The sequence below is a fragment of the Pectobacterium sp. CFBP8739 genome, assembly GCF_013449375.1.
In the GTDB taxonomy this organism is placed as follows: Bacteria; Pseudomonadota; Gammaproteobacteria; order Enterobacterales; family Enterobacteriaceae; genus Pectobacterium.
This window is the reverse complement of the sequence record NZ_JACDRR010000010.1, coordinates 222,131-234,439: the sequence shown is the minus strand read 5'-3', so window position 1 is coordinate 234,439 and position 12,309 is coordinate 222,131. Positions and strand designations below refer to the sequence as shown.

The following is a 12,309-nucleotide window of genomic DNA, read 5'->3' as shown; positions in this document are numbered from 1 at the left end:
TAAAGCCAGCTCATAAAGAACCGGGTATTTAAGGAAACCAACGCCTATGCAGCCTGAAGTATGGCGGGAGAGATTTTTATTTGAGGTAGGACAACGCCTGTTTCAACATCCGTTCATCAATGCCGTGCCCGACAGCGGGGACACTATCCAACGTAAACGAGGTTCCCAGCTCCTGAAAGCGCCGGGCGGCGGCATGAGCGTGACCAACGACAATCACGCCGTCCGCTTCACCGTGAATCAGGTGCACCGTAACATCGGCAAAGGCTTTTTCTGGCAATACCGCAAAGCGGCCGCTGAACGCGATAATGTGCCCGGCCAGCGCGGATTCTGACTTCAACGCTTCGAGCGACATAATGCTGCCCTGAGAGAAGCCCACCAGCACGGTGCGTGCCGCGCTAATGCCGCTTTCTTCCTGCCAGTGGCGCACAGTATCAACAAAACGCGGCAGGTTTGCCTCAATGCGGGCTAGCCGATTCTCTTCCGTAACGCCCTGCACAGAGAACCACTGACGTCCGTCGCCATAGCCAGTGCTGAACGGCCCGGCAATACTGATCACCCTCGCCTGCGGCAGTGCAGCGGCAAAATAACGCCCAATCTGTGCCATACCCGCGGCGGTATCGCCTACCCCATGAAACAGCAGGATTAATTGATTCGCCTCCGAAGGCTGCTGAACAACAACATAATCTTGATTCACGTTTCTCTCCTGAGAGCCTGTGCCGAACACCATCATCTGCCGACGTTCGTCATAAAGTACGGTTAAGTCTCACTATACGCCGCGTGCTGACAGGAGAAATCGGGAATTACTGAACGAGATGTTCCATTTTTTGCAACGATAAAGGGGCTATTTTCCTGTCAATGCGGTTTGATGATGCGAATCGTTGAGGCCGGATCGTTAACCAGACAGCGTGCCGGACGCACTGGCCGTTTGACTAACTCACCGCCGCAGTTCGGGCAGGCGTGATGAAAGACGGTATCCGCACAGTCAGGACAAAACGTGCACTCATAAGAGCAGATATACGTTTCGGTATCTGGCGGTAAATCACAGTCACAGTGCTCACAATTAGGGCGTAATTCCAGCATCGGCTTATCCTGAATGGGGCAAAAAAGTTTCTATAATCTATCAGGTATCACCGCGCACGAGAAACCCATCCAGCACACCGTTGCGCGTCAAGATCGAACAAGGCATTGGCTGCCTCTTCGCGCCAGCGTTTCAGGAGCGTTTTCCTACCGCTTAGTCCCAGCGTCGTGGCTATTCGCTCACCTTCATCTGGAGTTTCCGCCAGCAGGCGTAGCGCAGGCAATGGAAGCGATGTGTTCATCAATAAACGACAGATGGAAGCGAAGCTGGCTTCCATCGGCCGATGGGCAAACGCAAACCCCGCCAGCTCACGCCAGTCGTCTTCATTCAGTTCACGACTTTCTGTATCCAATGCAATCGGTTCTGTCTGTGGCAGCGTGAGGTTCAGCGGAATCAGGCGCTGTAACCAACGCCAGTCACGCGCCAACTGTCGACTTCCCTGCTCCGCCAACTTATACCCCGCTTCACTCAGCGGCAGTACCGCCATCGCGCTATAACAGCCACTGCTAGCCTCAAGATGGCTGCCAATGCGCACCAGTTGAAAGCCGCATGATTGCCAGAATGTCCACAAGTCTGACTGATAGCCGAAGCTAACCGACAGGTAATCCAACGCCTGCTGTTGTGCCTCGCGCGTCTGCTCGGCAATGAGTGCCCGACCAATCCCCTGTCGGCGAAATGACGATGCCACCGCAATCCGGCTCACGCGACGCGCCCGCAGCGTCGGTGCATGCCACAGCCCAGCGTGTGCCGCCAGCGACTGCGCCACCAGATTGCCACGCGGGCGCCGCCGTCCGGCCCACACCTCATGAGCCAATGACTCTGATAGACCGCCTTCCTCCACCAGCCACAGTACGCCGCACATATTGCCCGCCACCTGTGTACTGGCAATCTGCATGCCCGGCGCATCCATCAGGCGGCGCAAATCCAGCGGCGAAGTACGGTAATGCGCGCTGCACAAGAGCGCGTAACACCCTGCCAGACGCTCAGGGTTCGTTAGCCAGTCGTCGACACGTTCGATTCGACTGTCCAGCGCAGAAGGCGGAATAGGTAGATTGGACGGCAGCGGGGAATGAAACGCGTCGGGGTCATTGAAGAGCAATGCCTGATCCAACACCCGCTCCAGCGGATCGTTAACGGCCCAGCGCAGAGGATCGTCCAGCGTAAACGCTCGCCACTGCGGTAACGTCGCACAAAACTTCAGCAGGAATCCCCGTCCGGTACCTTCATACCCTTGCACCGTCGTGGTCATCAGAATACGAGGGAAATAGGGTAACAGCGCGGAAAGCACGGAAGACGGAATCGCCGCCGCTTCATCAATCAACAACCAGTCGACATCAGGCGCGCCATGAAGGCGGCAGTGTGCCAGCAGCGCATCCGGCGCCCAAAACTGCGCATCGGCACGCGCGTGCTGTTGCAGAATCTCCGCCGCCGCACGAGACGGTGCGGTGATCCAACAGGCTTTACGGCTCCTCTGCGTCAGCATTCCCGCCAGCGCGGATTTCCCACGCCCGCGCGGTGCGGTAATCACAAATACGCCGGATTCAGCGGCGTTCAGCTCATACAAGATGTGCTGCTGTCGCGCGGTCGGTTCACCATTCGCTGGCTGCCAGTCCGATCGCACGGCCAGTGGCCGAATCACAGCTTCCTGGCCCTGCTGCCAGAGCACCACTTCTTCATCGGCCAACAGTTGGCGCTGAAAATGTTGGATAAAGTACGGGGTAGCAATCGGCTGTGCTTGTTCGCTCCAGCGCAGGCTATCTTCATCCGGCAAGGTCGGCCATGTCTGCCACGGCGGCACCAGCATAATCAGCCAGCTACCAGCCTGTAGCGTGCCTGATAGCATCGCCAGCGCCTCGACGTCCACACCTTTACGTGCATCAAATACCGCATGGAGAAACTCCCGCCCCAGCAGCGTCCGTACTCGGCTGGCTGGCCGTGAGGTAACGGAATCAGGTGCAGACTCACCGATCCACAGCCAGTCGCCGGACAATTGGCAACTAAGCGCCAACGCCTGCGCTTCACACCAGCTTGGTTCACCGCTTAGCACCAGCAGGCGTCGGACGCCATAGCGCTGCTGCTGGTGTTGGCTGGAGAGAAAATCACGCAATATCATCACACGCGCCGAATGAATCAGGTCTTGCCGATCAGCAGGGAAAGCAGTCCGGCAGCGATCAATGGCCCGACGGGAACACCGCGAAACAACGCCACGCCCATAACCGTGCCCACCAGCAGCCCCGCTACCACGGAGGGCTGGTTGCTCATCAGCGACACGCCGCGTCCGCCAAGCCAGGACACCGCAACACCAATGAGGATCGCCAACAGAGATTTCCAGTGCAGGAAGGAATGCATCACTTCACTGGCGGTAATTTTTCCGCTGGCAATCGGTGCCATCACGCCAATCGTCAGAATAACGATACCGATGCTCAGGCCGTATTTTTCTACCCACGGGAAATAGCTGTTTAATGGCGTGATGCGTATCGCCAGCAGAACCAGAATCGCCAGCGTGACGGTCATGTTATGGCTGATAATACCCAGCCCCGCCAAAACAAGCAGAATTAACAATGTTGGATCGAAGTAAGCCATGGATGCGAGTCTGTCGAAAAGTAGTCAGGTTGCGCGTTAAGCAAAGCGCAATCATAGCATTAATCAGAGCAAGGGCAGGAATCGAAGTAAGAGCTAGGTCTGCAACTTATTCAGACAGAGATGAGAAGAGAAAGGCAGCTTTTTGAGAGGAAAATCAGCAAAACATTCAGGCCGTCAGCCTAGCAAAGACCAGCGACCTGAACGTAAACGATTGCGCAGTTAGTCTAATTTTACGCCGATACGGTGCGCAACTTCTTCATACGCTTCAATCAAGCCACCGAGGCTCTGACGGAAACGGTCTTTATCCATTTTGTTCAGTGTTTCTTTGTCCCACAGGCGGCTACCATCTGGTGAAAACTCATCACCTAGCACAACTTCGCCTTTGAACAAACCGAACTCCAGCTTGAAATCGACCAAAATCAACCCGGCGTCGCCAAACAGTTTGCTCAGTACGTCGTTCGCTTTGTAGCTCAGCTCTTTCATGCGAGCCAGATTTTCTTCGTTCACCCAGCCGAACGTCTTGCAGTAAGACTCGTTCACCATTGGGTCATGCATCGCATCGTTTTTCAGGAACAGATCGAACAACGGCGGATTCAGCTCGATACCTTCTTCGATACCCAGACGTTTTACCAGCGACCCTGCTGCGCGGTTGCGCACAACACACTCGACCGGCACCATATCCAGCTTCTTCACCAGCACTTCATTGTCAGACAGCAGGCTCACCATTTGGGTTGGGATTCCAGCTTCTTCCAGTTTGCTCATGATGAAATGATTGAACTTGTTATTCACCATTCCCTTACGGTCAAACTGCTCAATGCGCGCACCGTCTCCTGCTGATGTATCATTGCGAAACTCCAGCACCAGTAGATCGGGATCTTCGGTGGTGTAGACGGTTTTCGCCTTTCCACGATACAGCTCAGCTAGCTTTTGCATCTTTAATTACTCCACACAGTGAGGGTCAACCAATACGACCCGATATTTAACGCTTCCCCGAACGGTTGCCGATAGCGCCCGTCAATTCGGGTAGCGATTGTTGAATGAAGAAGGGCCGGATAATCCGACCCTTGGTTTATGCGTTATTTACTGAACGCCGCCTGGAATACGGCCACCAGCGCATCGTTCTGAGACTGGGTTAGCGTATGCCCTTTGGCGTCGATAAATTGCAGACTGCTGCGGTTATCTAAATCACCGACCTGCAATTTGTAATCACCGTTAGGCAGTTCAGGATTTTTCGCGCCCAGGTCATCCCAAGTTCCGCTGCTCGGTGCTCTGTACTTGACGGAAACCGAACCCTGAGGACGGCTGCGATCGCTAACTTCCATGCCGATTTTACTCAGCGCGGTTGGCAGACGATCCCACACCACCGTGTACGGACCGCGTACAATCAGCAGTGGCAGACCTGTGTCATCCGCTCCGCTCTGCACATCCAGCGAGCCAATGGTGCGGTTTGCCAGTGCGTTTTCACGCGCGGTTGCCTGAGAATCCAGACCATTACTGAGCGCATTCATCATCAGACCGGCGTAGCGCTGATTTTGATCGCTCGTCGTCACTGGCTGGCCGTTCAGCTGTAATCCCAGCAGTTTCACGATCAGTGCGACCTGATAACCCTGCTGCTGCACGGAAATCTGATAACGCCCCTGGTATGGTACGTTTTCATCTTCACGCGGCCATGAGATCCAGTCGGTTGTCAGCGTTTGGCTGGCATCCTGACGGCTAGCAATGGTGAACGCCTTGTCTTGCAACACACGGATAACTTGAGACCAGAGCTGGCTGTTCTGCGCGCTGTTTTCTAACAGCAGCGTTGCCGTATCTCCTGAGATCTGGGTACGGGAACCATTCAACAAGGCCAATGGCTGCACGGGAGGACGGATATCCAGTTCCTTACCGACCGCACCATTCAGGGTCACTGGCGGTATATCAAAATCCCCATTCTGCACCGGTAAAATCATCCCGGCAGGCGTATTCAGCGCGTGCAGCGCTGGTGCCTTCAGATAGGATTCATCGCCACTGACCTGACGCTTATAGCGCTGATCGGAGGAACAAGCCGCCAGCAGCATCACGAGTGATATGCCAACGACTTTCGCCACCATCGACTTTTGTAATGAATAACTCATTAAATCTCCCTAACGATTACAGCAAACCCGCTTGCTTAAGTGCTTGCCCCATCACCGTACGACCGGCATCGGTCAGTGGTGTCATCGGCAGGCGCAGCGTATCGGTCGCCATGAGTCCCAATTCCTTACAGGCCCACTTCACCGGAATAGGATTGGGTTCAACAAATAATTTCTGATGCAGTGGCATCAGGCGCTGATTTAAACGGCGCGCTTCGACAAAATTTCCCTGCGCCGCCAGCTTGCAAAGTTCCGCCATTTCACGCGCAGCAATGTTCGCCGTTACGGAAATCACACCTTTACCGCCGAGTTGCATAAAGTCCAGACCGCTGGCGTCATCGCCGCTCAGCAAAATGAAGTCTTCACTAACCAGCTCTTGGATCTGGCTTACCCGACTTAAGTTCCCCGTCGCTTCTTTAATTGCGACAATATTTTTCACTTCGGACAAACGGGCAACGGTTTCCGGCAGCATGTCACAGCCAGTGCGGGAAGGTACGTTATACAGGATTTGCGGCAGATCGGTATGCTCGGCAATCGCTTTGAAGTGCTGGTACAGGCCTTCCTGCGTCGGTTTATTGTAGTACGGTGTGACTGTCAGGCAGCCAACAACGCCAGTGCCGTGAAAACGTTTAGTCAGTGAAACGCCTTCAGCGGTCGCGTTAGCACCCGTGCCAGCGATGACAGGAATACGTCCGTCGCTCAGTTCCAGCGTCAGCATCACGACATCGCCATGTTCGTCATGGCTCAGCGTGGCGGATTCCCCCGTCGTGCCGACAGAGACAATCGCCGATGTACCGCTAGCGACATGATAATCAATCAGTTTTTTCAAGCTCGCCCGATCGACGGCGCCTTTGGCGTCCATCGGCGTAACCAGCGCAACAATACTTCCCGTAAACATTGGCCATCCCCTCCACAAACAAGTGCTTCATGGTACTTTTGACTTCTATGCAAAAGCAAGCGGACAAGGGCGTTGTCGGTGTCTGACGCAGGTTTTTTTATGTCGCAGTAAGCGAAATTAAAAATGCTTCTGACGTTTTGGTACAAAAGCAGCCCGTTTACTGCGACTTATCCGTCACTCGCGGGACGTTTTAGGTTAATTTTTACTCAGCCAATCAAATCCAGATATCATTTTCAGCCGTCCGTTCGCCGCCTTCATGACCGGTATTCAGTACGCCTTTCGGTTCAATCAGCAGCATTTTTACTTCGTGCTCGGCATAAGGCTTATGTTCAACGCCGCATGGAACAACGTACATTTCCCCGGCATTGATGTGCACATCGCCATCACGAAAATCAATTCTCAGTTGGCCTTCCAGCACGATGAACGTTTCGTCCGTTTCGGGATGAGAGTGCCAGATAAAATCGCCCTGAATTTTAACGATTTTAAACTGATAGTCATTCATCTCAGCGATCACTTTCGGCTGCCAATGATCGTCGAATAACGCTAACTTTTGGGCAAAATTAATGGATTTATACATACCGTTTCTCCTTATGATGACGCCCCCAGACTAGCGAAGCACAGTACCGGCTGTATTGAACGATTGTGCAAGCAGGCTAAGGGGTCTTGAACATGCGCTGCCAGTGGCCTGGTGAAAGGCCAAATGCCTTCACGAAATGACGCGTCATATGGCTTTGGTCTGCGAAACCCACCTGAGCAGCAATATCGACGAGGCTGTCACCGGCCAGCATGAGCCGCCGACAGTGTTCGAGACGGCGCATGGTGACGTAGCGGTACGGCGTCGTGCCGAAGAGTGCGCGGAAATCACGCGTCAGGCTCCAGCGATCCCGCCCGCTCACCTGCGCCAACGCATCAAGCGTAATGGTCTTATCAAAGGCATCATGAATATATTCACGCGCCCGCTCAGCCGCGTGATAATCGAACAAACGCCGCGGATGGCGCTGCCCTCCCACGGCTGACAGCGCCAGTGCCAGATCGTAGAGCACATCATCTTCTTCTAGCTCATCAAACGCCTCTTCCATGGCTCTGAGCAACGGTTCTGTTGCCGCAAACAGGCGTGGATCGTTGGATATGCCACCGTTAACGAAGGGCAAGGGTTTGCCACCGAGTATTTTTTGAATCAGCGCGGGCTCAACGTAAATCATGCGGTACTGAAAACCGTCGGCGGAACCCGCCTCGCCGTCATGGATCTCATCCGGGTGAAGCACCAGCGTTCCCCCCGGCACGCTATTGCACAAACTGCCACGATAGTGAAAGCGCTGCACGCCGGATAACGTCCGCCCAATCGCATAGGTATCGTGCCGATGGGGATCGTAGCCATGCCCACGGAAAAACGCCTCAATTCGCTCGAACGAGGCTGGATGCTGGGCCTGTTTTACCCAATCGTTATTCGCTTGATGACGTTGCATGATGAAAGGCGCTTTGTCTTTGGTTACCAACACATACCATAACGCGGAATCCCTACAATCACGAAATAGTGTCTGGGCCGCCGCAAGCGGCGTTAAAAATTGCTCCAGGCAATTTATGGCGAGCTATCCCTGCCCGCCCCCCTTCGGGCCGCCGCAAGCGGCGTTAAAAATTGCTCCAGGCAATTTTTTATGTTTACCATGTGATTAATGGGAAAAAAGACAGGAAGCATGATGTTGCCAAGCTCACAAGAATACTATCTGGTTATTACCGCTCTGGGGGTTGATCGCCCCGGTATTGTCAATGCAATTACACGCCACGTCAGTAGCTGTGGCTGCAATATCGAAGATAGCCGTCTTGCTATGCTGGGCAAAGAGTTCACCTTCATTATGCTGCTATCCGGTAGCTGGAACGCAATAACACTGATCGAATCAACCCTGCCGCTGAAAGGCGCGGAGATGGATTTGCTGATCGTGATGAAGCGGACGGAGTCACAGGCTAGCCAGCCGACGCCTTCGACCGTCTGGGTGAAAGTTGACGTTGTCGACTCCCCTCACATCATTGAGCGTTTTACCGATTTGTTCGATTCCCATCAGTTAAATATTGCTGAGCTGGTTTCAAAAACGCAGCCCGCCGAGGGTGACAAACCGCCGCAACTGTACATTCAGATTGCCGCACACAGTTCTACCCCATTGGATAGCTCAATTATTGAGCCAGCCTTTCATCAGCTATGTACAGAATTGAACGCACAAGGCAGTATTAGCGTCGTTAACTATGCTCAATAGTATTTGGGCTCAATAGCATTTGAACCCAATGGCATAACGTTGCCATTATTGCAAAGGGCATGGGCATATCCACAGCATGAAGAGAAACAAGACGGAGAGTCGTGATGAACACACTGAAAGCCGGTGATATTGCACCGAAATTTAGCTTGCCCGACCAAGATGGCGAACAAGTAAATTTAACCGACTTCCAGGGACAGAAAGTGTTGGTGTATTTCTACCCTAAAGCGATGACGCCAGGATGCACCGTTCAAGCCTGCGGTCTGCGCGACAACATGGACGATCTGAAAAAATATGGTGTTGAAGTTCTCGGTATCAGCACGGACAAATCAGAAAAACTGTCCCGTTTCGTCGAGAAAGAAGTCTTAAATTTCACGCTGCTTTCTGATGAAGATCATCAGGTTTCAGAAGGATTTGGCGTTTGGGGAGAAAAAACCTTCATGGGGAAAACCTATGACGGTATTCATCGCATCAGTTTCCTGATTGATGAAAACGGTAAGGTAGAGAAGGTTTTTGACGACTTCAAAACCAGCAACCACCACGACATCGTTCTTGATTATCTGAAAAACGCTTGATTGCGATTTTTAAGATTTTCCACCGGCACCGTCATACGTGCCGGTTTTTCCTATTATTCTCTCTCTTCACCACGTTTTTCCCGCTCGGGCATTTCTTTGTCTGCCATCGCTGGCTAAGATAGTTGGCAGAATGCTTTCACGTTAGCTGTTGATAAAGGTTATCTTCCGTTATGTCTATTCGGTTAAGAAAAACGGTCATGTCTGTCCTGCTCGGGGCATTACTGGCTGGCAACCTGCTTCCCGCTCAGGCCGACACGCAGGATCGGCTACCGGATATCGGCACCACCGCGGGCGGCACGCTCAGTATCAATCAGGAACTGGCGATGGGTGATTTTTACGTCCGCCAGTTGCGCGCAGGTGCACCGCTTATCAACGATCCGTTGCTGTCCAATTACATTAATCAGCTCGGCAACAGATTGGTCAAACAGGCCGATTCGGTACGTACGCCGTTCCATTTCTATCTGATCCGTAATGATGACATCAACGCCTTCGCCTTCTTTGGCGGCAACGTGGTGCTGCATTCCGCGCTGTTCCGCTATGCCGATAGCGAAAGCGAACTGGCCTCCGTGCTGGCACATGAAATCTCTCACGTTACCCAACGTCATCTGGCGCGTAGCATGGAATCACAGCAGCGTAACGCCCCGCTCACCTGGGTCGGCGCTTTCGGCTCCATTCTGCTGGCGATGGCCAATCCTCAGTTAGGGATGGCCGCGCTCAGCGGCACGCTGGCGGGTGCACAGCAGGGCATGATTACGTTCACGCAGGCAAATGAACAAGAAGCAGACCGTATTGGGATTCAGGTGTTGCAGCGTGCGGGCTTCGATCCGCAAGCCATGCCGAATTTCCTGCAAAAGCTGGCTGACCAATCGCGTTATGCCTCAAGGCCACCGGAAATGTTGCTGACTCACCCGTTGCCGGAAAGCCGGCTGTCTGACGCCCGCAACCGTGCCAACCAGATGCGCTCAACGCCAGTGCAATCTTCTCAGGATTTCCTGTTCGCCAAAATACGTACCTTTGGCATGTATGGCTCACCCGATCGCCCGATGAGCAACGATCTGCTGGAGCAATGGGAAAAAGGCAACGTGCGGGAGCAATTGGCGGCGAAGTACGGTCGAGCGATTCAGTTTTATCAGGCGAAAAAGTACGATGAGGCACGTAACGTGCTACAACCACTGCTAAGCAACGCGCCTGAAAATCCGTGGTTTCTGGATATGATGACCGATATCGATCTGGGACAAAACCGCGCAACGCAGGCGATCAGCCGCTTACAAAACGCGCCTGGCGCGCAGGCTAATCCGGTGCTTCAGCTTAATCTGGCGAATGCTTATGTCGAAGGGAAACAGCCTGCCGCCGCCAGCAAAATACTGTACCGCTATACCTATGCGCACCCAGATGATTCAAACGGCTGGGATCTGCTGGCGCAAGCCGCAGCCGCACAAGGACAGCGGGCAGAAGAACTGGCCGCGCGAGCAGAGAGTCTGGCGCTCAACGGCCAGCTCGATCAAGCCATTCGACTACTGAGCAACGCGAGCTCACTGGTTAAATTGGGGAGTCTGGAACAGGCGCGCTACGACGCCCGCATCGACCAGCTTCGTCAGTTGCAACAGCGTTTCCGCCAGTACCAGAAATCCTGATAAGGAACATGATGATGACACAATCTTCCCCCCAACCCGCCGTGACGATTTACCATAACCCGCGCTGCTCCAAGAGCCGCGAAACGCTGGCACTGTTGCAGGAGCATCATGTTACACCGAACGTCGTGCTCTATCTCGACACGCCGCCCGATGCCGCGACACTGGCGCAGCTCATCCGGCAGTTAGGCTTTAACAGCGCACGCGAATTGATGCGAACCAAAGAAGAGATTTATCAGCAGTTGGGGCTGTCCGACGCCACGCTGACGGAAGCACAGCTGATTCAGACGATGATCGATAATCCGAAGCTTATCGAGCGCCCCATTGTCGTGGCACACGGCCAAGCGCGTATCGGCCGTCCGCCGGAACAGGTGCTGGAGATTCTGTCGTTGTAAAAAATGGCTGTCAGAGAATAGCGGTAAACGAAAGGCGTGAACGATCCTCAACGGCGATCGTTTAACAACGATCGTTAACTACAGACCAAGGATCTCTTTCACAAAAGGTATGGTCAGCTTGCGCTGTGCAGTGATGGAAGCATGGTCGAGCTGATCGAGCGTCATAAATAATGTCCGCATTTCTCTATCCAGACGCTTAAGCAGAAAACGGCTCACGTCTTCCGGCAATTCAAACCCGCGCAGTCTGGCACGCAACTGTAGCGCTTCCCCTTTCTCATCATCCGACAGCGGCTGTAGCTTGTAGATTTGTCCCCAATCGAGACGGGAAGCCAGATCGGGCAGACGTAAATTCAGCTGCCGTGGCGGACGATCGCCAGTAATCAACAGCCGGGCACGTCCTGTTTCCTGAATGCGGTTATACAGATTAAACACGGCCATTTCCCACTCTTCATCACCCGCAATCGATTCAATATTATCGATACACACCAGCGCCAGTTGTTCCATGCCTTCCAGCACGTCCGGCACAAAGTAGGCGCGTTTATCTAACGGCACATAGCCCACCGCGCGTTCCTGACGCGACAGCTCAGCGCAGGCAGCATGCAGCAGATGGCTGCGCCCGCCCCCTTCGCGTGACCAGAAATAGATGTAGCTGCCATGCTCCTGATGCAAAGCATTATTGATGGCGGCAAGAAGAGACGCGTTTTCACCCGGATAGAAACTGGCAAAGGTTTCGTCATCGGGTAAGTAGAGTGGCAATGAAAGCTGTGCCGGCGTGTTCAGAATCACCTCAAG

At 53.7% G+C, this 12,309-nt stretch carries 14 protein-coding genes; 4 read left to right on the top strand and 10 right to left on the bottom strand.

What is annotated here, in order from left to right:
• Positions 1-76: 76 nt before the first annotated feature.
• The 9 genes from ypfH to H0247_RS09465 all read right to left on the bottom strand — a co-directional run bounded on the left by ypfH (position 77) and on the right by H0247_RS09465 (position 8,136).
• Positions 77-694, bottom strand: a complete 618-nt coding sequence (gene ypfH, locus H0247_RS09505; RefSeq protein ID WP_180742324.1) for an esterase — start codon at positions 692-694, stop codon at positions 77-79.
• Between the two features lie 158 nt (positions 695-852).
• A complete protein-coding gene (locus H0247_RS09500; RefSeq protein ID WP_180742323.1) occupies positions 853-1,080 on the bottom strand; it encodes a DUF1272 domain-containing protein in 228 nt (75 codons plus the stop codon).
• Between the two features lie 47 nt (positions 1,081-1,127).
• Positions 1,128-3,191 (bottom strand): tRNA(Met) cytidine acetyltransferase TmcA, encoded by a 2,064-nt coding sequence (locus H0247_RS09495; protein ID WP_180742322.1) that lies wholly within the window; start codon positions 3,189-3,191, stop codon positions 1,128-1,130.
• Between the two features lie 17 nt (positions 3,192-3,208).
• On the bottom strand, positions 3,209-3,661 hold the full coding sequence (locus H0247_RS09490) for a DUF441 domain-containing protein (protein ID WP_129703474.1): 453 nt from the start codon (positions 3,659-3,661) through the stop codon (positions 3,209-3,211).
• A gap of 219 nt (positions 3,662-3,880) precedes the next feature.
• Complete coding sequence (gene purC / locus H0247_RS09485; protein ID WP_180742321.1) at positions 3,881-4,594, bottom strand: phosphoribosylaminoimidazolesuccinocarboxamide synthase; 714 nt, start codon at positions 4,592-4,594, stop codon at positions 3,881-3,883.
• Between the two features lie 143 nt (positions 4,595-4,737).
• A complete protein-coding gene (gene bamC, locus H0247_RS09480; protein ID WP_180742320.1) occupies positions 4,738-5,775 on the bottom strand; it encodes an outer membrane protein assembly factor BamC in 1,038 nt (345 codons plus the stop codon).
• Between the two features lie 16 nt (positions 5,776-5,791).
• Entirely contained in the window at positions 5,792-6,670 is an 879-nt protein-coding gene (gene dapA / locus H0247_RS09475) for a 4-hydroxy-tetrahydrodipicolinate synthase (protein ID WP_180742319.1), read from the bottom strand.
• Between the two features lie 214 nt (positions 6,671-6,884).
• On the bottom strand, positions 6,885-7,247 hold the full coding sequence (locus tag H0247_RS09470; protein ID WP_180742318.1) for a cupin domain-containing protein: 363 nt from the start codon (positions 7,245-7,247) through the stop codon (positions 6,885-6,887).
• A 76-nt stretch (positions 7,248-7,323) separates the two neighbouring features.
• Entirely contained in the window at positions 7,324-8,136 is an 813-nt protein-coding gene (locus tag H0247_RS09465) for an AraC family transcriptional regulator (protein WP_180742317.1), read from the bottom strand.
• A 231-nt stretch (positions 8,137-8,367) separates the two neighbouring features.
• Between H0247_RS09465 and H0247_RS09460 the strand changes: the two genes are divergently transcribed.
• From H0247_RS09460 to arsC, 4 genes are all read left to right on the top strand, one after another.
• Positions 8,368-8,919, top strand: a complete 552-nt coding sequence (locus H0247_RS09460; RefSeq protein WP_180742519.1) for a glycine cleavage system transcriptional repressor — start codon at positions 8,368-8,370, stop codon at positions 8,917-8,919.
• 104 nt (positions 8,920-9,023) lie between these two features.
• Positions 9,024-9,491, top strand: coding sequence for a thioredoxin-dependent thiol peroxidase (gene bcp / locus H0247_RS09455; RefSeq protein ID WP_015839422.1), 468 nt, complete (start codon positions 9,024-9,026; stop codon positions 9,489-9,491).
• A gap of 170 nt (positions 9,492-9,661) precedes the next feature.
• The gene (locus H0247_RS09450; RefSeq protein ID WP_180742316.1) at positions 9,662-11,125 is read left to right on the top strand and encodes a M48 family metallopeptidase; all 1,464 of its coding nucleotides are present in this window, start codon (positions 9,662-9,664) and stop codon (positions 11,123-11,125) included.
• Positions 11,126-11,139: 14 nt separating this feature from the next.
• A complete protein-coding gene (arsC, locus tag H0247_RS09445) occupies positions 11,140-11,517 on the top strand; it encodes an arsenate reductase (glutaredoxin) (RefSeq protein ID WP_180742518.1) in 378 nt (125 codons plus the stop codon).
• Positions 11,518-11,595: 78 nt separating this feature from the next.
• Here the strand turns inward: arsC and hda are convergent, their stop codons facing one another.
• Positions 11,596-12,303, bottom strand: a complete 708-nt coding sequence (hda, locus tag H0247_RS09440) for a DnaA inactivator Hda (protein WP_180742315.1) — start codon at positions 12,301-12,303, stop codon at positions 11,596-11,598.
• Positions 12,304-12,309 lie beyond the last annotated feature (6 nt).

Bases quoted from the DNA above. Each gene is read 5' to 3' on its own strand.
- bcp (WP_015839422.1), top strand. From the start codon at position 9,024: ATGAACACACTGAAAGCCGGTGATATTGCACCGAAATTTAGCTTGCCC.
- arsC (WP_180742518.1), top strand. From the start codon at position 11,140: ATGACACAATCTTCCCCCCAACCCGCCGTGACGATTTACCATAACCCG.
- purC (WP_180742321.1), bottom strand. From the start codon at position 4,594: ATGCAAAAGCTAGCTGAGCTGTATCGTGGAAAGGCGAAAACCGTCTAC.
- H0247_RS09495 (WP_180742322.1), bottom strand. From the start codon at position 3,191: ATGATATTGCGTGATTTTCTCTCCAGCCAACACCAGCAGCAGCGCTAT.
- dapA (WP_180742319.1), bottom strand. From the start codon at position 6,670: ATGTTTACGGGAAGTATTGTTGCGCTGGTTACGCCGATGGACGCCAAA.
- H0247_RS09450 (WP_180742316.1), top strand. From the start codon at position 9,662: ATGTCTATTCGGTTAAGAAAAACGGTCATGTCTGTCCTGCTCGGGGCA.
- H0247_RS09460 (WP_180742519.1), top strand. From the start codon at position 8,368: ATGTTGCCAAGCTCACAAGAATACTATCTGGTTATTACCGCTCTGGGG.
- H0247_RS09470 (WP_180742318.1), bottom strand. From the start codon at position 7,247: ATGTATAAATCCATTAATTTTGCCCAAAAGTTAGCGTTATTCGACGAT.
- bamC (WP_180742320.1), bottom strand. From the start codon at position 5,775: ATGAGTTATTCATTACAAAAGTCGATGGTGGCGAAAGTCGTTGGCATA.
- H0247_RS09465 (WP_180742317.1), bottom strand. From the start codon at position 8,136: ATGCAACGTCATCAAGCGAATAACGATTGGGTAAAACAGGCCCAGCAT.
- H0247_RS09490 (WP_129703474.1), bottom strand. From the start codon at position 3,661: ATGGCTTACTTCGATCCAACATTGTTAATTCTGCTTGTTTTGGCGGGG.
- H0247_RS09500 (WP_180742323.1), bottom strand. From the start codon at position 1,080: ATGCTGGAATTACGCCCTAATTGTGAGCACTGTGACTGTGATTTACCG.